15 protein-coding genes are annotated in these 22,334 nt (G+C 46.3%); 11 read left to right on the top strand and 4 right to left on the bottom strand.

Annotated features, from left to right (window positions below):
* Positions 1-96 precede the first annotated feature (96 nt).
* Positions 97-4,080: an S-layer homology domain-containing protein gene (locus NSQ38_RS05710; RefSeq protein ID WP_339787637.1), complete on the top strand. Its 3,984-nt coding sequence runs from the start codon at positions 97-99 to the stop codon at positions 4,078-4,080.
* A gap of 107 nt (positions 4,081-4,187) precedes the next feature.
* On the opposite strand, the gene NSQ38_RS05715 is transcribed toward NSQ38_RS05710, so the two are convergent.
* Positions 4,188-4,802 carry a TetR/AcrR family transcriptional regulator gene (locus NSQ38_RS05715; RefSeq protein ID WP_339787640.1) on the bottom strand — a complete coding sequence of 205 codons (615 nt, stop codon included), beginning with the start codon at positions 4,800-4,802 and terminating at the stop codon, positions 4,188-4,190.
* A 166-nt stretch (positions 4,803-4,968) separates the two neighbouring features.
* Here NSQ38_RS05715 and NSQ38_RS05720 point away from each other — a divergent pair, with 166 nt between their 5' ends.
* Positions 4,969-5,562: an isochorismatase family cysteine hydrolase gene (locus NSQ38_RS05720; RefSeq protein ID WP_339787643.1), complete on the top strand. Its 594-nt coding sequence runs from the start codon at positions 4,969-4,971 to the stop codon at positions 5,560-5,562.
* A gap of 269 nt (positions 5,563-5,831) precedes the next feature.
* The gene (locus tag NSQ38_RS05725; protein ID WP_339787645.1) at positions 5,832-7,940 is read left to right on the top strand and encodes a TerD family protein; all 2,109 of its coding nucleotides are present in this window, start codon (positions 5,832-5,834) and stop codon (positions 7,938-7,940) included.
* 87 nt (positions 7,941-8,027) lie between these two features.
* Here the strand turns inward: NSQ38_RS05725 and NSQ38_RS05730 are convergent, their stop codons facing one another.
* Complete coding sequence (locus tag NSQ38_RS05730; protein WP_339787647.1) at positions 8,028-8,759, bottom strand: glycosyltransferase; 732 nt, start codon at positions 8,757-8,759, stop codon at positions 8,028-8,030.
* 513 nt (positions 8,760-9,272) lie between these two features.
* Between NSQ38_RS05730 and NSQ38_RS05735 the strand changes: the two genes are divergently transcribed.
* The 3 genes from NSQ38_RS05735 (at position 9,273) to NSQ38_RS05745 (ending at position 12,490) form a co-directional block, all read left to right on the top strand.
* Positions 9,273-10,898: a rhamnogalacturonan lyase B N-terminal domain-containing protein gene (locus tag NSQ38_RS05735; RefSeq protein ID WP_339787649.1), complete on the top strand. Its 1,626-nt coding sequence runs from the start codon at positions 9,273-9,275 to the stop codon at positions 10,896-10,898.
* Between the two features lie 214 nt (positions 10,899-11,112).
* A complete protein-coding gene (locus NSQ38_RS05740; RefSeq protein ID WP_338589491.1) occupies positions 11,113-12,057 on the top strand; it encodes an SMI1/KNR4 family protein in 945 nt (314 codons plus the stop codon).
* A gap of 55 nt (positions 12,058-12,112) precedes the next feature.
* Complete coding sequence (locus NSQ38_RS05745; protein WP_339787652.1) at positions 12,113-12,490, top strand: helix-turn-helix domain-containing protein; 378 nt, start codon at positions 12,113-12,115, stop codon at positions 12,488-12,490.
* Positions 12,491-12,546: 56 nt separating this feature from the next.
* Here NSQ38_RS05745 and NSQ38_RS05750 read toward each other — a convergent pair whose 3' ends face one another.
* Together NSQ38_RS05750 and NSQ38_RS05755 are read right to left on the bottom strand one after the other, a co-directional pair.
* Positions 12,547-13,617, bottom strand: a complete 1,071-nt coding sequence (locus NSQ38_RS05750; RefSeq protein ID WP_339787655.1) for an SDR family oxidoreductase — start codon at positions 13,615-13,617, stop codon at positions 12,547-12,549.
* Positions 13,618-13,864: 247 nt separating this feature from the next.
* The gene (locus tag NSQ38_RS05755) at positions 13,865-14,362 is read right to left on the bottom strand and encodes a DinB family protein (RefSeq protein WP_339787658.1); all 498 of its coding nucleotides are present in this window, start codon (positions 14,360-14,362) and stop codon (positions 13,865-13,867) included.
* Between the two features lie 175 nt (positions 14,363-14,537).
* On the opposite strand from NSQ38_RS05755, the gene NSQ38_RS05760 reads away from it, so the two are divergent.
* The 5 genes from NSQ38_RS05760 to NSQ38_RS05780 all read left to right on the top strand — a co-directional run bounded on the left by NSQ38_RS05760 (position 14,538) and on the right by NSQ38_RS05780 (position 22,324).
* Positions 14,538-15,701 carry a response regulator gene (locus NSQ38_RS05760; protein ID WP_339787661.1) on the top strand — a complete coding sequence of 388 codons (1,164 nt, stop codon included), beginning with the start codon at positions 14,538-14,540 and terminating at the stop codon, positions 15,699-15,701.
* Positions 15,698-18,838, top strand: a complete 3,141-nt coding sequence (locus NSQ38_RS05765; protein ID WP_339787664.1) for an ATP-binding protein — start codon at positions 15,698-15,700, stop codon at positions 18,836-18,838. Before NSQ38_RS05760 ends, NSQ38_RS05765 begins: the two co-directional genes overlap by 4 nt.
* Before the next feature lie 167 nt (positions 18,839-19,005).
* Complete coding sequence (locus NSQ38_RS05770) at positions 19,006-20,325, top strand: ATP-binding protein (RefSeq protein ID WP_339787667.1); 1,320 nt, start codon at positions 19,006-19,008, stop codon at positions 20,323-20,325.
* A complete protein-coding gene (locus NSQ38_RS05775) occupies positions 20,297-21,190 on the top strand; it encodes a response regulator (RefSeq protein WP_339787670.1) in 894 nt (297 codons plus the stop codon). The genes NSQ38_RS05770 and NSQ38_RS05775 overlap by 29 nt, the downstream gene beginning before the upstream one ends.
* A 336-nt stretch (positions 21,191-21,526) precedes the next feature.
* A complete protein-coding gene (locus NSQ38_RS05780) occupies positions 21,527-22,324 on the top strand; it encodes a transporter substrate-binding domain-containing protein (protein ID WP_338589475.1) in 798 nt (265 codons plus the stop codon).
* Positions 22,325-22,334 lie beyond the last annotated feature (10 nt).

Raw genomic sequence — 22,334 nt, forward strand, 5'->3', positions numbered from 1 at the left:
AGCGAAAGGTTTGGTAAGAGTTTGGTAAGAGGCTTTGTGTAGAATAAGCACGATGAGGGTCGATATTACGCGAAATGTAAAAGAGGGAGGATAAGTATGTCGTTTTTGTACAGTAAGAAGTGGAAAAAAGGATTTAAAGTGTCCGTAGTTAGCATGTTGTTATTAAGCACATTCATCTCTTCAATTGGTTCAGAGAGAGTAAGCGCAGCTAGCGGCCCTGTTCCAGGAGGAACGGGTCTTGAACCTGTGTTATGGCTGAAAGCAGACTCGGATGCCGATACGGTGGAAGGTTTACTGACCGATTGGAAGGACCAATCAGCTAACGATGTAGGGTTTGACCTGGTTATTCCTGCTGGCAAGACAGCACCAAGTTATAATCCGGGAGGAATTAACTTTAACCCCAGCGTAAATTTCAACAATCCGACAGGTGGAGGCCACTATAGTAGCGCAGTTAAGTTGGTAGGTGACAAACCAATTAAATTCCAATCTGGCTATGCCGTGTACAAGTATAACAACGGGGGAGCTCTTGTAGGAGCGACTACGCCTACAGGAACTAATGGCGTCATTATTATGGGTGGATATGGAAACAGGTTTGCTTCAGGTAATGGCGTAGATGGTATTTATGACTATTTCAATCCTGTGGACAAAAGTCGGGCTCAGATTGTGAATTTCGATATCGTTAGTACTACTAGTCATACGGCACGAGTAGATGGTGCAGTATCTAGTTTTACACAGGTAAGGAACTTTGGAGAGATTAACTTTACTCCTGTTATAGGTGCTACTAACGGAGGTAATGCGACGTATAACTGGGGTGGTCTTGTAGCTGATGTTGCTGAGATTATTTTGTATGACAATCAGACAGCTATGGATGCTTCAAAAATTGAGTCTTATCTAGCCATTAAATATGGCATTACGCTCAACAACGGAGCAAGTTCTTATCTTTCAACTAACGGAAGTGAAGTGTGGACTGTCGATTCCAAGTATAAGCACAATATTGCAGGAATCGGCAAAGATGAAGCACAGGGCTTGAATCAAAAACAAAGCCTAAGCATCAATGCCGGAGTGCCACAAGTTGCCATAGGTGTTAACAGGCTGGCTACTACAAATACAGACAATCCAAGTGTTTTGACGGATCAGCAATATTTCGTATGGGCGGATAACGGTCTGTCATTGACGTATGATCAGCCTATTAATAAACCGGGACAGTATCATGCGCAGAGAGTTTGGAAAGTGCAGAATACGAATAACGTGGGTGAAGTGGAGATTGGTATCCCGGCAGTGTCAGATCCAGCAGGTTATCAATTACTGGTAAGTGACAATGAGGATTTTACAGAAGCATCTGGCTATGATTTGAGTCTCAAAGATGTAAATGGAGTTCCACATTATACAGCCAAGGCGGCATTGAAAGATGGAGAGTATTTCACGTTCAGTGCGTGGGCACCAAAATTCACAAGCGCAAATGTAAGTAATGTGTCTGTGACAGAAGATGAGGTTATTGTAACGTTCGATAAGGAACTGGATTTTTCGAATGTAGCAATTTTAACTGGCTTCAAGCTGGAGATCAATGGGCAACCAATCACGATTGACAGTTTCGAAAAAGGGGCGAACAGCAAGACATTGAAGTTAAAAACGAGTCAGATTATCCCTTCCAATGCATCAGTGATCGTTTCTTACGATATTGAAGATGGTAATCTAAAAGGGACTAACGGCGCCCCAGCTCAAAGTTTTAGCGAAAATGCTGTGACAAAAGTAGACAAGTCCTTGCTGCAAGCCAAAGTAACTGAAGTTACAGGCGAGGATCTAGAGGAATCTGAGTATACGCCAGCAAGCTGGGAAACTCTCGATGATGCGATGAATGAAGCAGAGCGAGTGTTGAATGATCTGACAGCGACTCAAGCGCAGGTAGATCAGGCACTTTTGGATCTGACAGATGCAAGAACGGGACTAATCCCTACAACATCTGTACCCGTTGTAGATAAATCAGCTCTGCAAGCGAAAGTAACTGAAATTACAGGTGAAAGCCTGGAAGAGTCAGCGTATACGCCAGCGAGCTGGACAGCACTGGATGATGCAATGAACGAAGCAGAGCGAGTGTTGAATGATCTGACTGCGACTCAAGCGCAGGTAGATCAGGCACTTCAGGATCTGACAGATGCAAGAACGGGACTAATCCCTACAACATCTGTACCCGTTGTAGATAAATCAGCTCTGCAAGCGAAAGTAACTGAAATTACAGGTGAAAGCCTGGAAGAGTCAGCGTACACACCAGCGAGCTGGGAAACTCTCGATGATGCGATGAACGAAGCAGAGCGAGTGTTGAATGATCCGACAGCGACCCAAGTGCAGGTAGACAAGGCACTTTTGGATCTGACAGATGCAAGAACAGGACTTACCAAAGTGATTGGTACGGATGCATCTACCTTGCAAACACTGGTACCTTCGGTGGGAAGTTTGTCTCCGGCCTTTGATCCGGCTAAAGATACCTACACCATTTCTGTTCCGAATAGCGTATATCAATTCCAGCTCACGCCAACGGCACTTGATCCACTTGCCAAGATTGAAATAGCTGTTGGAGATGGAGAATGGAATGAGGTTACAAGTGGTAGTATAAGTGAAAATCTAAAGCTCCAAGTGGGTGGAAATAAGATCGTTGTTAGAGTAACAGATTCACTTGGCCATGTTACAGAATATAAAATCAACGTAAACAGAGCATCCAGTGACAATGGTAACAACAGTGGAGGCAACAATGGCGGTGGTGGAAATACAGGAGGTAACGGTGGAAGCACATCAGCACCTGCGCCAGTACCAACGCCAACTCCGGCACCCGTGAAGGATAATTTGGAAACAACTCGGGATGGTAGCCATCAACCATTTGCTACATCCAAACTATCTGACAACAAAGAAACGTTGGTTCAAGTTGATCCAGCCAAGCTGAATGTTGCCATGTCACAAGGCACAGGACAGCAGTTCGCCATTCATTCACCGAATGATGGGAATATGAAGGTGGACGGTTTAACCCTCGAAACACTGAAACAATTAGTAGATCAAGGTTCCAGACTGAACATTAGCAATCCGCTGGCGATCTATCCGGTACCTGGCGGTAAAATGGACCTGAATGGTGTCTCCAAACAGCTAGGCAATGTAGCAATGAAAGATGTTGCTGTACGAGTCGACATTGCCCGCTCATCGGACACTTTGATCAACAGTGCTAAAAGCAAGGCTGCAATCGAAGGGTACGAGCTGTTAGTGAATCCGGTCGATCTGGATCTCACCTTCTCGAAAGATGGACAGACGGTTCGATCTGGGCAACTGAACGGATACGCACCGAAGTATATTGCGCTTCCGGAAGGCATCGACCCGAACCGAATTACAACAGGCGTGATCATCAACTCGGACGGCAGCATCTTCCATGTGCCAACGGTTGTTACCAAGATCGATAGTCGTTACTATGCACTCATTAATGACTTACGCAGCAGCGGAAGTTACTCGGTCATCTGGAACCCGCAGGATTTTGAAGATGCCAGATCCCATTGGGGGAAAACTGATGTGAACAACATCGCTGCGAGATTGGATCTGAAAGGTAACGGAGATAACACATTCTCACCGAACCGTCAGGTTACCCGCTCTGAGTTTGCCGAAATTGTTGTACTTGGACTTGGCTTAATGCGTCAGGATGCACCACAGAATCTATTCCCTGACGTTAGCGATTCCGCATGGTTCCGTTCTGCGGTAGCCCTTGCGAATGAATTCGGTATCGTTCGCGGTTACGATAATGGCAACTTCTACGGTAATCAGGAAATTACACGCGAGCAGGGATTTGCAATGGTTGCTCGTGCGTATCGTCTGATCGAACCGGAAGCGGTAATCAGCCCGGATCAGATGAACTCTGAACTGGAACGTTACAGTGATGCAGCGAATGTATCGAATTGGGCGAAAGAAGATGTAGCCCAGTTGATTGCAGCGGGGATCATCCAAGGTAACGGGCCAGAAGTTCTGAGTCCGAAGGCAACGATGACCCGTGCTGAGGTCACTGCATTGATTGCAAGAATGTTGAAAGTAACAAACTTGATTGATCAATAAACACAATCTAAAATGAAAAGCCTTTGCTGACATTGGGGGTCGGCAAAGGCTTTTTCATATTTTAATTTAAGTATAAAAGGAATCTCACCGATCTGTTCTCAAATCAATTATCTACGCAGACCATCACATAGGATCGACACAACGCGTTCCGGGAAAATCCCTCGATCTCCGATGGCCTGAAGCACACCGATCAGCATGATTTTAATATCCTCAATGCTGGCATCCGCTCGGACAGAGCCATGTTGCTGCGCTCGCTCTAGCAGTCGGGTAATGCCACGCCAGAACTCGTTCGCTATCTCTGAGCGGCCAGTGTCTATAGTCAGACTGCTAACAAGAGCATCGGTAATCGCTTTGTTGGCAATTCCCTCACTGATAATTGTTGTGAAATATTGAAAAAATGCTTCGCCTGGATCGTCGTGATGAAGCAATTGATCGGCCTCTTCCATGAGACGCATCTTGTGACTAGCAATCACGGCCCCGAACAGATCTTCCTTCGTTGGAAAATGGCGATAGACCGTGCCTATACCAACACCGGCACGCCTTGCAATCTCATCCATGGAGACAGAAATGCCTTCTGTTTTAAAAATTTCATGCGCAACACGGAGCAGTTTGTCCCGATTTTTCTTGGCATCTGCACGCAGTGTCTTCTCTGGAACCTGAGTGACGATGGAATCAGTATCCTTAACCTCACCGTCAGGAGTAGGATTATTTTTTATGGACATTATGGTATCACACCTCTTTCATAAATATACCCCACTGTTGGTTAGTTGACAAACGGAGGATGACCTCCGTATAATGTTAAACGGAACTACACCTCCGTTTATTACAGGAGAATAATATAGTATCTATCCTGAATTTCTTAACTCAATTCCAAAGGAGAAGGATAACATGCCACATTTAATAAACAACAGTGCGTTACTGATCATGGATATGCAAAAGAGTGTCGTGTCCCAATTTGTTAAGGACCGAGAGGCCCTGCTGCCATTTCAAAAAGCGATTGAGACTGCACGCAGTCACGCAATTCCTGTGATTTACATAAGAGTAGCATTCCGCCCAGGTTATCCGGAGATTAGTTCACGCAACAAAATGTTCGGCGGAATTCCTGATCGGGCTGGAGCTGGAGCAGATACGGTAGCAGCCATGGAAGCTGCGGTGCAGATTGATGAATCTGTACAACCCCAGCCGGACGAGCCTATTGTGACCAAAGTTCGGGTCAGCGCATTTGCCGGAAGTGATCTGGAGGTTATTCTTCGGTCTCACCAGATAGACACACTCATTCTTAGTGGAATTGCCACAAGTGGGGTTGTTCTATCGACTCTGAGGGAGGCAGCGGATAAAGACTATGCGCTCACCGTGCTCTCGGATGCCTGCATCGATGCCGACCCTGAGGTACATCGTGTGCTGACCGAAAAAGTGTTCCCTCTTCAAGCAGAGGTTAGATCTGTAGACGAGTGGGCGGACTCGTTATCCGGTACAAATTAGGTCATCTTACCATGTCGTAATACTTTCGCCCTGTTGGCAGATCGTGGAATCTGAGATGATGGGTTCACCAGAGGTTCGGGTGACAAACTTCGCACCGCTGGCCTTCAGGCTATTGCGATCCTTCCTTCTAACTTCATTGGCGAAAATAGGGTCGCAGCTCTCCTGAAGACTTCATTTCAGAGAGGAGGCGTCCAGGCTATCACATTCCTTCCTTCTAACCCTAACCTTTCACGTTATATAGGGATGTGGCTTTCCTGGACTCTTTTATCATGAACAATACAATCTATTTGCGCAGAGCGAACAAACTCATTATCGAATCAAACGAAGGGAAGCATCAGTTGCCGAAGACACACCTCGCGACTGCCCTCAAAAATATTGAAGCACTCGGATACACCTTCTCGGATGAGTTAATGCAGGCGATGCGGCAGCTGTCCAAGGAACAGTTTGAAACAGTATATATTCAACTTGTGGCTGATCTGAGAGTCATGGTTGGCGCACATGTGAAGTACACACCGATGTATGCAGGATTCCCGATGCAGGTGATGCAAGCGGATGAAGCGGAGTTATACCTTAATGCGATTATTCATTATCTGACTAACCTGACTGTGGTCTATCCGGTTCAACAATCTGTGGAGCGAATGCCTTTGCTGGAGAAGACGGACTTGAAAGTCATTGGACTGGGAAACCAGCAAGCATTCCAGACGCTCATCCGTCAGATCATTGAAGCAAAAGGTTCCATCTCGGAAACAGACAAGGCGGATATCGACACGGTATTGGAGCATGCAGACCCGGAAGACGTGGATGCGCTATTACCCGCTGAGATTCCCTTCAAAGAAAATGTGGGCTTTGTGGTTGCCTCGCTGTTGAAGCATGAAAAAGCGAACATCGACAAGATCGGTCCATATTTCAAAACGGCAAGTGATGTTCTGCGTCTGGCGGTTGCCTGGTCGGATGGTGATGTCAGCCTTGCTGCGGCCTCTCCCTTCCGGAAATTCAAACGCCGCGAGAGACGCCTTCTGCTCGGATTATTGGAGCAATGTGGGTCCGTCGCGGAGGATATGCTGCGATATAAGGATCGCTGGATTCGCCTTGGCGAAATTCTGCATCCTTCGGAATATAAGCTTCGGTATCCGCGATGCGAAGAAGCCTTTGATATTTTGCGTAATAATAAGCCGTATTCGACCTTCAACGGAAGTGTGGAACTTGCCTTTCAATATCGAAATGTCTGGAGTCTGATCGATCTGTTGTCACAGCGTCCAGGTGAATTCGCGAGAAGACTGGATCATTTGCTGCGGATGACCGAAGATGAAGCGTATGTACTGCTGGCCTTTGGTGAAGTTATACCACAGGTATCTACCCCGGTAATGTTGCAGGTGCGACAGCATTTTGCACAGCGTAATGAACCGCAGGATATGCGTGTCTTCTTCCCAAAAGGTAATGTAGCCAAAGCCTTTGCTGTTCCGAATGAGCTGCCAGAGATCGACGAAGCCACATGTCAGGAAGTCGTGCAATTGTGCGAGCGTGCACTGATAACACGGTTCGCTGACTTCCCGGCACTCGGAAAGACGTATATAGATGAACGTCTCCAACATTATCTGGTTCCTTTCTCACAACGATCCGCGAGCAAAGCTTTACGAACCATTGTGCGTGGAAGCCGCATCCCGATGGGTGAAGGAGATACGATACGTTTCTTCAGTTGGTGGAAAGAGGGCGAGGTGGACGGCACAGCTACAGGGCGTGTGGATATCGACCTGTCAGCGGTCATGTATGACGAGAATTGGAATTACGTTGAACATATCTCCTACACCAATCTGCGATCCGTCAAATACAAAGCGGCCCATAGCGGGGATATTGTGACTGCACCTCATGGTGCAAGTGAATTTATCGATCTGCATATCCCCTCAATTGTGAATTATGGCGGACGTTATGTGGTGACGACACTGCACTCCTTCACCAGCCATCCGTACTGTAATTTGCCGGAATGTTTTGCAGGTTGGATGATGCGTAAGAAGCCCGGTTCAGGCGAAATCTATGAGCCATCCACGGTGGAGAACAAAATTGATATCACTGCCGATACGCAGATTTCCATTCCTGTTATTTTGGATTTGGTCGAGCGAACAATCATCTGGACGGACCTGGCGTTGACCAGATATCCGGACTACCATAATAACGTCGAGGGAAATCAGAAGGGCATTGTGCTAATGGGCAAAGCAATGACCACATTACGTAAACCTGACCTGTATGACTTATTCATGCTACATGCCAAAGCGAGAGGTGAGCTGGTGGACACGAAGGATCAGGCCGATACCATCTATGCGGTCGATGAAGGTGTGACGCCGTATGATATCGAACAGATTATGGCGGAATACCTGTCTTGAGTCCAAGTGCATGTGAATACCGGGTCGAGAACAGATAAGAGCAGCGGAATGCTGCTCTTTTTGAGATTTTATTGGTTGTTAACGGGGTCAGCCTTTTGGTTTCTTCTGCACATATTTCTTGTAATTCGTAACAGAAGGTATTATTCGACTTTGAGATAGGAGTTCTTTATCACTAATGATCCAAGTATGGTTGGATGAGTTTCGCCTGCGGATCGCAACAAAATTATTTTTTCCAGCAGAATATACGCGATAACCCTTTTGTTTGCTTCTAATGCAAAATAGATCGTCCTCACCGACGCTTTGATTCGGGAACGGTACTTGGTTTGCTACCTTACGTTTAAAAACAAGCGTTGCGCCAGGGATTAGGGTCACCGGTCGATGTTCATCATGAGGAGAACGAAGGATAAACGTCTTAGATCCGCGTAAATACATGTAATGAGCCTTCTTGCCAATGACATCAGCATTGGTTCTTTGAAAGGTCTGCATACTTTCCTTCAAATAGTAAGGAGCGTAATAATCATCATCGTCAAACTTGGCAATATAGTTGTATTTCGTCTTTTTGATAGCATAATTTAGACAGGCGCCGAGGGAAGTGCGTTCTGGAAGACGATAGACGTGTACGTTTGGAAGTTTTTTGGCTAGACTCAGATATGGAGCAAGGGGAATGTTATTTTTATTGACAATAATGATAAGTTCCTTCCTGGCGTGGATCTGTCGACTGTAGTTATTGAACAGGTTTTTTATATAGCTTTGACGTTTCGTGCAGGCAATAATAGAAACCCCCTGCTTTTGGATAGCGCCATGTGGCTTAGCTCCCATTTCAATTGCACCCCTTATCCGTTAAGATCAAAACTAGTTCTCTATAAAATATGTAAACGGAAAATAAGAGGAACGGCATAACTCCACAATGGAGAATTGGCACAAAAACTTTTCAATGTACTCGTATGCTGGTACTATAACGACGCATCTAAACGAACATTGGAGAGTGCGAGAATGAGAATGAAAATCAGACTTCTGCATGTTGAAGTAAATTTTGTTTTCAGAACTTACTATTGGATATACGAGCCGTTTTCATTGCAAATATATGTAATATAATGGTATTATTTTATTGGAATTGTAAGAATACTTGTATGTAGAAGAGTGATTTAAGAAGGGGGTGGAGATCAGGTTTACATGAAGTGTTGACTCTATTCTATACGCACGAAGACATAACATTCCATTGATTATGGACAGGCTCACATAGCAGACATATCGATATGAGACGTAAGTGTCAGTTATTATACATTGTAATGTAAGCGCTTTATTAAATGAATTCCAAGGAGGGATTTACTCATGACCAAAAGTATAGGGAGAAAGGCGCTTGGTTTGTTTTTAATCATCGTTATGATCGCAACAGCTGCTGTATACCCTGCATCTACTGGACACGCGGCAACTATTAATGTGACCGATAACGGCTCCAGAATTGAAGTAAACACCGGATCAGGATTAGTCTATGTGGTGAACAAAACCAATGGGGATATTATCTCGGCCAAAATGAACGGTACGGAGCTGAACAGCAACAGAGGGTCGCATATTGGCTCAGGTTTGGGCTCCTCGGCCAATGTGACGTGGAATACCTCACCTTCAGGATCAACCGTGTTAATCACGGTATCCACAAGCACACTGACTCACTATTATGCTTCACGCGGTGGAGAGAACATCATATACATGGCAACCCATATCACGGCTCAACCTTCGATCGGGGAGCTGCGATACATTTTCCGCGGTAATGGTAGTGTGTTGACAGGTGTTCCGGCGAATTCAAATAATCGGGGCAACACTGGAGCGATTGAAAGTCAGGATGTGTTCGGGTTTGCAAATGGACAGTCGGCCTCCAAATATTATGGTAATGATCAGGCCAAAGACTTATCCGTTCGTGGAGTTACGGGGAATGGCGTCGGTGTATTTATGGCCTACGGCAATCGGGAAAAAAGCTCGGGTGGTCCATTCTTCCGCGACATCCAGTTCCAAAGTGGAACAGAGACAGAAGTATACAATTATATGAACTCGGGACATGCACAGACGGAGAATTGGCGCCTGGGTCTGCATGGGCCGTACGCTTTGATCTTCACAACGGGAGGTACGCCAAGTGTACCCGACTTCAGTTGGATGTCTGGTCTGAATCTGCAGGGTTGGGTATCCAGTCGGGGGAACGTGGTGCTTAATGGCCTCTCCGGGATGGATACGGGTTATGCATATACAATTGGGTTCGCCAATAGCAACGCCCAGTATTGGGTGGGTACCTCTTCTAGTGGGGCAGCTGCCAAATACAGCATGATCCCGGGGACATACACCATGACAGCCTATAAAGGGGAACTGGCGGTATATACGGAAACGGTTAATATCACGGCAGGCCAAACGACGACACTGAATACGCGTACGATCAACAATGACCCGAGTAAAGCCTCTAACATCTGGCGAATCGGTAACTGGGATGGTACGCCACGGGAGTTCCTGAATGGACAGACAATTCCGATTCGTCACCCATCCGATAGTCGGAATCCAAGCTGGGGACCTGTCACCTATGCTACCGGTAGCGCGACCAATCGATTCCCGGCAATCCAGTTCCGTGGTCAGAATTCTCCAACCACAATAACGTTTAATTTGAATGCATCTCAAGCGGCATCCTCTCATACGCTCAACATCGGTATTACCGCAGCCTACAATAATGGCAGACCTAGTGTAACGGTTAATGGACATGCATTAACTAATCCTGCCGCATCTTCACAGCCCAATTCTCGTAGTTTCACCATTGGTACGTATCGTGGCAACAACACAACCTTTAGCTGGAATGTTCCAGCATCCTACTTCGTGAATGGTTCCAATACCATCACAATTACGCCGATCAGTGGTTCCAGTGACTTGGGGAACTGGTTAAGTGCAGGTTGGGTCTACGATTGTGTTGAGTTGCTGAATTGATTTAAGAATTCAATATAGTGGAAGGAATAAAGGAGGTAGCCTGCCTGGTTTTCTTAACCGGGTTCAGGTTACCTCTTTTAGCTTTGTCATCCGAAATGGAAAGATATCGATTCATGATATCCCTAAGGATCTTGCTTTGCTGGAGATGGTGATCCGGATAGTGGTATAATTTTCAATACGTAACCATGAGTGAATGAACGGGGAGGAAAAGAGAATGAGAGACGATCTGTTGGTTCAATTGCAAGAGTGGCATGAAGAAGATGAATTTCAGGAAATTGTAGATGCAATTCAAGCAATTCCTGTGGAAGAAAGGGATTATGAGCTGGTTAACCATTTGGGACGAGCGCTAAATAACCTGGAACGGTATGAAGAAGCGGTTGAACAATTCCTGACGGTTGCCAAAGAGGGCACAGGCGACCCGCTTTGGCATTATCGGATTGGACTGGCTTATTATTATCTGGAGCAATATGCGCATGCGCTGCAGGCATTTGAAAGAGCGGATGAATTGGACCCCGAGGATGAAGATACGCTGGAGTTTCTGGGATGGATTCGAAGCAAAATGGAGGAGCCGTCTGAACCTGAAGTTGAAACGGATTCAGAGACTGTTGAAGAATTCCGCGTACCCGTTGACGTTGTAGCGACCTTTGAAGCGGTTCCCAGACCGGAATCCGGCGAATTCTGGAACGATAGTGAGCAGGCACTGGAGCACTATGTGTCCAATCCTCCAAGTGAGGGTCTCATTGACTCTGTGGAGGAGCAATTGGTGTTCCGACTTCCGGCTTCCTACATTGAGATGATGAAGCTACATAACGGTGGTATTCCGTACAATCGTTATTTTCCTGTGGCGAACACAGATACGGGAGCTACGGATTATGTTGAAATTGAAGGTATACTGGGTATTGGCCGTGAGAAGCCTCGCACGCTAGCGGGTATACAAGGCAGCTGGACTTTGATTGAACGTGAAGGTTATCCGGAGATTGGTGTGGTCATCGCGGTATCTCCTTCGGAGTCGGGGGTTGTCATGCTCGATTATCGTTCATTCGGTAATGATGGAGAACCTGAGGTCGTTTATGTGAAGAGGGAGAATCCCAAAGATATCATTCCGCTGGCACCGAACTTTGAGACGTTTATCCAAGGACTGATGACACCAGAAGTCTAAAAAAACTCGACAGAGACTCTTTAAACTGTTGTGTGGAAGGGAGACAGAAGGTGATATGGAGGAACCGCTCAAAGTATATAACACCGCAGTTGAAGCTTTTCTTGAAGTAATTGGGGGAAAGTGGAAGCCTGTTATTCTATTCCATCTTACCTTTGGTAAGAAACGTAATGGTGAGCTGATGAAACTGATCCCCGCGATCACCCAGAAAGTGTTGACTCAGCAACTTGGTGAACTAACGGAGGCCGGGGTTATTGCCCGTATTTCACATCACCAGGTTCCGCCTAAAGTGGAGTATGAGTTAACAGAGTATGGGTGTAGTCTTAAAGAGATTCTTCATCTGATGTGTAGGTGGGGCGATATACACGTGGAGAATGTGTATGGTGATCGAGGAAAAATTCTATTTAAGCCACCAACTACTACTGACGTTGAGTGACTTATATAAGCCGATTCTGGAATTCAGGAATCGGCTTATTATGCATTTTATTTGCTTTACGGAAGGATCTTGCGATCACGTAGATTTCTGAAAATATCCATAAACATGGCCTCCGTGTCAATGAATTCATGAAATCCGAAGCGGCGAGCTTTGGAACCATTTGCGAAGAAATCGTAATCCCAAGAGAAGACAAAGTCACCAAATGCCCAGGAAGAGACATCATCATAAGGGGTGTTTACCAAACCATACTTTTCAATCATGGAATTCCAAAGATTTTCTTTATCTGCCATCACTGTTGCAAGTGAGAGGGGGAGTGGAGGTGCGGTTTCCAATTCGAAAAATGCAGCGATTCTGGGCCATAGCTCATTCCAGCGAAACAGATCGCCATTGGTGATATTAAATGCCTGATTGGCACATCGCGGATCGGTTGCTGCCCATACGGTTGCATGAGCCAGCAATGTCGCATCAGTCATTTCAAGAAGCGAATGATACGCTCCTGGTTTCCCAGGAAATCGTAATGGCAAGTTAAGCTCCTTGGAGATAGACGCATACACGCCAATAACCATGGCAAGGTTCATTGGATTACCCAGAGCGAATCCACATACAACCGAAGGGCGAAGGGCTGACCAGGTCCAGCTGCTTCCGGTTTGCCGATCCTCGAGAAACTGTTGCTGATCGACATTGAATTCAGGGGGCATATGATATGCGTCCGTTTCTTTGGCAGGTGTTTTGAATGGCCCCAGATGTGCGCCGTACACTTTATACCCTTGCATTAGGCTAATATGTTGGAGATTTGGAGCGATCGGTTCGATGGTATTCACCAGATTGACGAGCATGGCCAAGTTGGGCTGTACCAATTCGGCCCAGGTTGGGCGATCCTGATACGCGGCGTAGAAAATATGCGTAACGGTCGTTAAATGACTTAGTTTGTCTTGTGTGTCTGCTTCGTTCAGTAAATCAGCTGATATATAACGTAATCCAGGGGCATCTTCCCCTCCGCGGCGAGATACACCAATCACATTCCACTCGGGAAGTGTCATCAGGTAATCAATAAGGTTTCTTCCAATGACACCTCCAGCACCAATGACAAGTGCGGTGTAACGGGTAACGGATTGTTCGGGTTTCAATGGACATGCTCCTCTCTTCTTCTGTTCATATTGTGGGTCAGAAAAAGAAGGATGAGAAGTACGCACTTCAAAGTCATATACGTACTTTGAAGTAATATATGAGCCTGGTACAGGATATGAGCGTTATAATTGCACTTCAATGGATGTTACTTGCCTATAACCACAAGAAGCTGTAAAAGGAACAACCGTCCTTTCACAGCTTAGATGTGTCTGTATATTCGTTCAATAGATCTGTCGTAAATATGGTTTACGCCGGATATCCGCCACCTGGAGGCGGCCATGCGCCGTAGAAGCGACGCAGCAGAACAATCTCACCCAGATGGTACGAGTTATGGGATGCGATATTGCGCAGAAGTCCTGCTTTAGTTTCACCCGGGAAATAGAGCAGTGGATCATCTAATTGTACATTTTCGGCAATGGCTACGGCTTGATCAACTCCATCCAAGAATGCCTGAATATCTGCCTTCCACGTGGCTTCGTCCTGTGGACCCTTCTCCTCAGGCCAGCTCTCACTCACGTTAGCAGGGAGCTGTGGTTTGCGTCCTTCCAAGTGATCGAGCATGAATTTCTGCCAATAATGCATGTGCTTCACCAACTGATAAATTGTATATGGCATGGCATCGTGCGTACGAGCAGCAAGTGTGACATCGATATCGGGCAGAGCACGAGCGATACGGATATGACCGCGTTCCCCCACTAATGATTTGACAAGGGCTTGCCCAAAGCTTTGATTAACATCTGACATATGGTACCTTCCTCTCTTCCAAGACTGGATCTGATAACCTGTCTTCTATTAAGTATTATACAATTAAATTGCTAAAAATTAAAAATGGATAACCAAGAACCCTAAATACTTAAAATGCCTATGATATAATAGTGAAAATAAATCTCAAGACCTCAGGGTCGAGGAGGAAGCTCCTGTGAAAGTGATATTGGTTGACGACGAACGTCTAGCGTTGATAGGCCTTCAAAAATCACTAGAAAAAGAAGTAAGCGGCATTGAAATTATCGCTACATATATGAATCCAACAGAGGCTGTGGCAGGTATTGTGGAACACCGTCCTGATGTTGTATTTCTGGATATTCATATGCCGGAGATGGATGGTATGGATCTGGGAAGACAGATTCAGGCGGCAACACCGGGTATCGAAATTATATTTGTGACCAGTTACGATCAATATGCGGTGCATGCTTTCGAACTACAGGCTTTGGACTATGTGATGAAGCCCATCCAAAAGGATCGATTGAAGCAGACAGTGAGCCGAGTCCGGGAGAAACTGAGCGTAAAACGGGAGCAGCGGTCAAAGGATACAAATGTACCTTTAATTTTATGTTTTAATCAGATTCAGTTTAAGCTTCCAGGAAAGGATATTCAGGTTGCCAAATGGCGTACAAGCAAGGCGCAGGAGCTGTTTGCATACTTGCTTCACCACCGGAACCAGGTTATCCATCGCAGTGTTCTGCTGGAGCTTCTGTGGCCGGGAATGGAAGAGGAGAAGACGGCACACCAACTTTACACTGCGATGTATCATGTCCGCCAAACCCTGAAAACTTGCAACATGGATATGATCACGATTCAGAGTGGACACCTGGAGGCAGGCTATCGACTCGAACTGGGTGAGGCTCAGTTGGATAGTGAGCAGTGGGAACGGGAAATCAGGCAATGGAAAGTCGTAGACGCAAGTACGGTTCATGCCTATGAGCAAGCGCTTCATCTATATAAGGGTACCTATCTTGGCAATTATGAATACATGTGGGCTGAACCTGAGCGGGAAAGATTACGCTATCTGTGGCTGTATCATATGAGACAACTAAGTCTGTATTACCAGCAGCATGGGCTGGCGGAAAAAGTGGTCGAGAGTACACAACGTATCCAGCATATGCTTCCGGATGAGGAAGAAAGTTATTTTATTCTAATGAAGTTATATGATGAAATGCACAACGATCTCGGTGTGGAGGAGCAGTATCGTCTCTTAACCACCAGAATGGAGCAAGATTTGGAGATACCGATCAGTGAAGAGGTTCGCGAATGGTACAGGGACTGGAAGCTCGGTTTGATCAAGTCAGGGCAACGTAACCAATGAATGTACGACATACAAATCCCGTAAGACGTTTCAAGTACGTTCTGATCCTGTCGATCATTTTAGTGGCATTGGTCGGCATGCGCTGGGTCTGGTCGCAGTTCTTCCCTGCCTTGGACAATCATCAAGCTGTGAATGGTGTAGTTGATTTGCGAGGTGTTGATCTGGAACAAGTGCCAGTAATGTATCTGAACGGAGAATGGGAACTATATTCGAATGAATTACTGACCAGGAAGGATATTGTGGATGAGGGACGAGCACATGCGGCGGATGTGGTCCAGGTTCCGGGAGATTGGAAGGCTGAGAACCCAGATCAGGAGAGTTCACTTGGATATGCCACATATCGATTGCGTGTGCTGACTGATCCGCTCCAGGTCCCTGTCACCTTTTGGTTCAGAAACATCCGAAGTTCATCTGAAATTGAAATCAATGGCAATGTCGTGGGCGGAATGGGGAAGGTGTCGGAGGATGCGGATACCTATGAACCAAGAAGTACCTCTTATACGGCATCCTATGAAGATGAAGGCGCAACAGAGATTGAATTACTCATTCGTGTAGCCAATTATGATAGCCCGTATATCGGCGGGATTGGCAAACCCGTTCGCTTCGGTTCCCAGGCGGCGGTTGATTACGCACGTTGGTATTCCATCGGTTTTCAAATGGCCATTTTTCTCGTTTTATTACTTCATGGCATGTATGCCTGTATTCTGTTTGTGTTCAACCCCCAGGAGCGGGCCTTGCTCGTCGCAGCTATATTAACCCTATCTGTGGGCATTGTGGTTATGGTAGGTCATGATAACATTCTGATGTTATGGCTCCCTATTAACTATACATGGGGGATCAAGCTTCGTCTGATCTGTCTGCTGCTGCAAAATGCTTGTATTCTGCTGTTGTTCCAGAGATTGACCTTGATACATACACGAACAAAGATCCTTCAATTAGGCATTGTCACGACAATAGCTTATATTGCTGTTATTCTGGCGGCGCCAATTCACGTTGTCTATGCCATGGTTTATTATTCTTTTATCGACGTGTTCTTTCTCGTTTCTTCTCTCTGGTTCCTGTACATTGTAGGTGTCATGCTCTTTAGGAAACAGGCTGATCGAGATATGGTTTTCCTACTCCTGACCGCTGGAGGCATTATATCCAACATGTTGTGGAGTACAAGTGAGACATCGAAAGATGTGACAACCGTCTATTATCCCATTGATATCATCTTTGCCATTACCGGCTTCTCCGCCTATTGGTTCAAGAAATACTTCAGGAATGCCAAGGAGAATATGAAGCTGAATACAGAGCTGCAGAAGGGCGACAAAATTAAAGATCAGTTCTTGGCGAATACATCACATGAACTGCGGACTCCACTGCACGGGATCATTAACATCGCTCACAACGTGGTCACCCGAGAGAAGAACAGGCTGGATGAACGGAGCCTGGAGGATATGGAGTTGCTGATTACGATCGGTCGCCGGATGTCGCATCTCCTTGGTGATCTACTGGATGTAGTCCGGCTGAAGGAGCACCGCATTGTGTTACGTCAGGGGCCTCTTTCCATACAGTCGGTTGTGCCTGGCATTATCGCCATGCTGCAATTCATGGCAGAACGAAAACCAGTCCGCCTTCATATGGAGATTCCGGAATCGTTCCCACTGGTCATGGCTGATGAAGAAAGGCTCGTTCAGATTTTGTATAACCTGCTGCATAACGCGCTTAAACATACAGAGGAAGGAACGATCTCCGTAAGTGCCGACATTCGTGAAGGACATGCTCTGATTCATGTGACGGATACGGGTATTGGCATGGATGAGGACACGCGGATGCGCATTTTCCTTCCGTATGAACAAGGGTCGTATGGCATCAGCGATGGACAAGGCATTGGACTTGGATTGAACATCTGCAAAGAGCTCGTAGAATTGCACGGCGGGGCACTAACGGTTCACTCGGAACTCGGAAAGGGTTCGGTATTCAGTTTCAATCTGCCGCTCGCGAATGAATCCACCCATCAGGCTCAGTCACAACTTCCCCTGATATGGGAACAGGCCGCGGAGATGATGGAAGATGCACCTAACGGATTCCTGTTACCCCGCCCAGATATGGGGGACGCGGAAGCCTTGGCGACAGCAGAGATGGCTCCGTTGTTAAAAGAGGGGAAAGCCACCATTCTGGCTGTCGATGATGATCCGGTGAATCTGGATGTGCTGGTCAGCATTCTTTCGACGGAACCATATGATATAACTACAGCAGGTTCGGGTCAGGAAGCGATGGAACTGCTCGGCACACGCCAGTGGGATCTGCTCATTACGGATGTGATGATGCCCAATATGTCCGGATATGAGTTAACCCAGAAGGTGAGGGAACAATTCTCGATGTCTGAGCTTCCGGTGTTATTGTTGACTGCGCGAAGCCAGCCACCGGATATATATACCGGTTTTGCATCGGGGGCGAATGATTATGTCACGAAGCCTGTAGATGCGTTGGAGCTGAAATATCGAATACGTGCATTGACCATGTTAAATCAGTCCATCCAGGAGCGCTTACGCATGGAAGCTGCTTATTTGCAGGCTCAGATCCAGCCCCACTTCCTGTTCAATACGCTGAATTCACTTATGGTTTTAAGTGATATTGATACAGAGCATATGCGGAAGCTTGGGGAAGCTTTTTCATCCTATTTACGGATCAGCTTCAATTATCTCAATACAGGAGAACTGGTGAAATTATCATACGAGCTGGAACTCGTGGAAGCTTATCTTTTTATTGAAAAAACACGATTTGAAGATCGATTGTCGGTGGTATTAAACGTAGAGCCGGACCTTCCGTTACTGCTCCCGCCGCTATCGATTCAACCCTTGATCGAAAATGCCGTTAGACACGGGTTATTAAGCCGAAATGTGGGCGGGACAGTATGTTTGTCCATCACTCGCCATGAGGGTTATACCCGTATTGAAGTGAAGGATAATGGCAAAGGCATGGAACCGGAGAAGGTTGCAGAGCTGTTACATGCTACGCCAGGTGGAAAAGGCGGAATAGGCATTGTGAATACAAACCGCAGATTGTTGCAACGGTATGGGCAGGGATTATCAATCGTAAGTGAGCCGGGTGAGGGTACGATGGTATCATTTGATATTCCGGACGAGATATAAGGAAAAGGCCGCAGAAGTGAAGACTTCCGGCCTTTTTGTGTTGCTTGCGTGTTCATTCCCTAATTTTAATTATTTCTAATGCATCTTTCATATGTTAGTATATTTAACATTAGAAGCGCGGGTTCCGCATTGCGCGCTAAACGTTGTTATAGTGGGTGAAAAGATCGATGCGCAATTGGGTCAAAAATGAGAATGTACAGATGACGGCCATTGCCTTTGCCACTGCGGTAGGGGCGCAATTCAAGATAAATCCGTTCCGGGAAGATTACTTCCGAATCGGGCTGGGGGTTAGCATCCTTTTATTTCTGCTGATGATCATGCCACACTTGTCTTATGTGAAGACAGGAATCCTGACAGGCATCGCAAGTTTCCTGTTTCAGTCGGCAGATCTCATCAATCATGTACAGACCGTGTCCATTCTGGAAAGCATGCGGGACAACCTGGGGGCAGGCGTGTATTATGTGGTCTTTGCCTATGGGCTTAGCAAGTTCAAGCATCGATTCCATGAGATGCAGCCTCTTCTGCTCGGCGGGTTAATCACATGTATCGATTTCTCCTCTAATCTTGTTGAGCTTCTTCTTCGCGGAATGTTAAGCGGGACCAATATCTTTTATATGAAGGAATGGTTGTATCTGCTTGTGGTAGGCGGTCTGCGAAGTTACTTTGTGATTGGGCTCTATAACAGCTTTGCGGTGAGGCAGATGCGGCTTTTACATGCAGAGCAGGAGAAGCGGATGGAGCAGATGCTGAGTGTGAACTCGGGTCTGTATGGCGAGGTTTTTTACCTCAAGAAAGCGATGAATACGATCGAAGGCATTACGGCAGACAGCTATGATCTATATCGCGATCTCCGAGAGCACGACATGAATCAATACAGTCAGCGCACGCTGGGCATCGCTCAGCAGATTCATGAAGTGAAGAAGGATTCACAACGCATTCTCGCGGGTCTGCTGAAGCTGTATGATAACGAAAAAGCGGTTAACATGAGCTTATCCGAAGTGCTGAACTTTGCCAGTAAGGCAAACCGAAAATATAGTGAAATGCTGCATAAGCAGGTCGAGATCGACATCGAGCAACAGTATGATTGTGAGTCTCCGTACTACATTCCTCTTCTAACGGTAATGAACAACCTGATTGCCAATGCGGTAGAGGCGATTGAGCATGAAGGGACGGTCCGAATTCGTGTGTATGAGCAGGAAGATGACGTGCATTTCGTCGTGATGGATACTGGAAAAGGCGTACCTGAAGCCAAACGGGATGTTATCTTCGAACCGGGCTATACAACAAAGTTCAATGAAGTCGGCATTGCCGCGACGGGCATTGGCCTGTCCCATGTACGTGATATCGTTCAGTCGTTGGCGGGACAAATTAAGGTAGAGTCGGCGCCTCAAGGAGAGACAGGGACAACATTCGCTATAACTATTCCCAAAATGAATCTAATCAAGGGGGCCGATGTCGATGACACTTTCTATCATGATCGTGGATGATGATGTGGTGAGCCGGAGTATGCTGCATGATATCATTGAATCCTGTGGAATCGGCGAGCTTGCAGGCATGGCAGAGGGCGGTATAGAAGGGGCGCGCATGATTATGGATCTGCGTCCCGATGTGGTGCTGATTGATCTGCTGATGCCGGATCAGGACGGGATTGAGACGGTAGCGAAGCTGAAGCACGGCGGTTATACCGGGAAATTCATCATGATCTCTCAGGTGGAGAACAAGGAGATGGTAGGGGCGGCCTACCAGAACGGCATTGAATTTTTCATTCATAAACCGATTAATCGGGTGGAAGTGGAGCATGTGCTCAGCAAAGTGAATGAACAGTGGAAGTACGAACGTTACGTGCTGGAGATTAAACAGTCGATGGCCCGATTGAATCTGGTGGAAGCGACGGCCCCTGCCCAAGGTCGTACGGTGCGAGAGGCGGCACGAAGCATTCTGATGGATCTCGGGATCATCGGGGAAAGTGGTAGCAAGGATATTGTGGCCCTTATGGAGTATGCGATTGATCAGAAGCGTGCCGGGGAGTGGCCGCCACTGAAGGAGTCGTATGAAGCGGTGGCCCAGACGTACAAGTCTACGCCCAAGGACGTGGAGAAAGAGTGCAAGGCGATGGAACAACGTATTCGCAGAACGGTAATTGCCGCACTGACCAACATGGCCTCGATTGGACTCACCGATTATAGCAACCACAAGTTCGAACATTATGCCCCCCTCTACTTCGACTTCCAGGATGTTCGAATGAAGATGAGAGCGATGGAAGAAGATCAGGCAGGCGACAAAGGCAAGGTTAATATCAAAAAGTTCCTGCATGTGTTCTATATGGAGACGATTGAAAAGATGAATAATTAAACAACTGAATAACTAAATAGTAACTGAGATATTCTTTCTCTTATCCAAAAGCCGGATTCCCGAAGGTAACACCTTCACGGATTCTCGGCTTTTTTTGTTTATTACTTTCTTGATTGTCATATAAACTTACATAAATAATTAAAATCGGATCTTTTATTAGCGATTTGTGCGCGTTTATCTATTAAAAAACATTACATGTTAATTTAATTATCATAAATTGTGATTTTTTTTATGTAGGATCATGTAAGTTGGCGTAGGGAGCGAACTACAATACGTGTATAAATACAAACGGTCGATTCGGTCGATCCCAATCTAATTCGGAAAAGGGGTTTTTCTATGAAAAAGGTAGCATCCATTGTAATGGCGTCCGTTCTTGCTCTAACACTTAGTGCCTGCGGTGCAGCAAAGTCCGGTGAAGAGAGCAATGCACAATCGGCAAATGGTTCAGCTGTTGAGAAATACACATTTGGTACCGATGCAACGTATCCCCCTTTTGAGTTCCAGAAGGACGGCAAATATGTAGGGATCGATATTGACCTCATGAACGCAATTGCGGAAGAAGAGGGCTTTGAAGTAGAGATCAAACCGATGGACTTCAAAGGCATCATTCCAGCCATTACGGCGAATCAGTTGGACGGAGCCATTGCAGGCATTAGCATTACGGACGAACGTAAAAAAGTCGTGGATTTCTCGGACCCGTATTATCAGGCCGGTCTGTCCCTAATCGTACATGAAGATAACGCGGACATCCAAAGTCCTGAAGATTTAAAAGGAAAGATTATTGCGATTAAAAAAGGAACCTCAGGTGCCAATCTCGCAGATGAATATGCGAAAACCTATGGGGCAACCGTGAAATATTTTGATGACAGCCCATCGATGTATCAGGAAGTCGCGAACAAAAACGCAGATGCTACGCTGGAGGATTTCCCGGTCATCTCCTATAAGATTGCCATCGATCCAAACGCCAAACTCAAAATCGTTGGAGACCGATTGAATGGTGACTTCTATGGTATTGCTGTTGCCAAAGGCGATGCGGAGTTGCAGAAGAAGATTAATGATGGACTGAAAAAATTGCAGGAAAGTGGAAAGTACGACGAGATTGTTGGCAAGTATCTGGGAACAACGGCTAAATAGAAGGGAATGT

It is taken from the genome of Paenibacillus sp. FSL R7-0313, assembly GCF_037969885.1.
In the GTDB taxonomy this organism is placed as follows: Bacteria; Bacillota; Bacilli; order Paenibacillales; family Paenibacillaceae; genus Paenibacillus.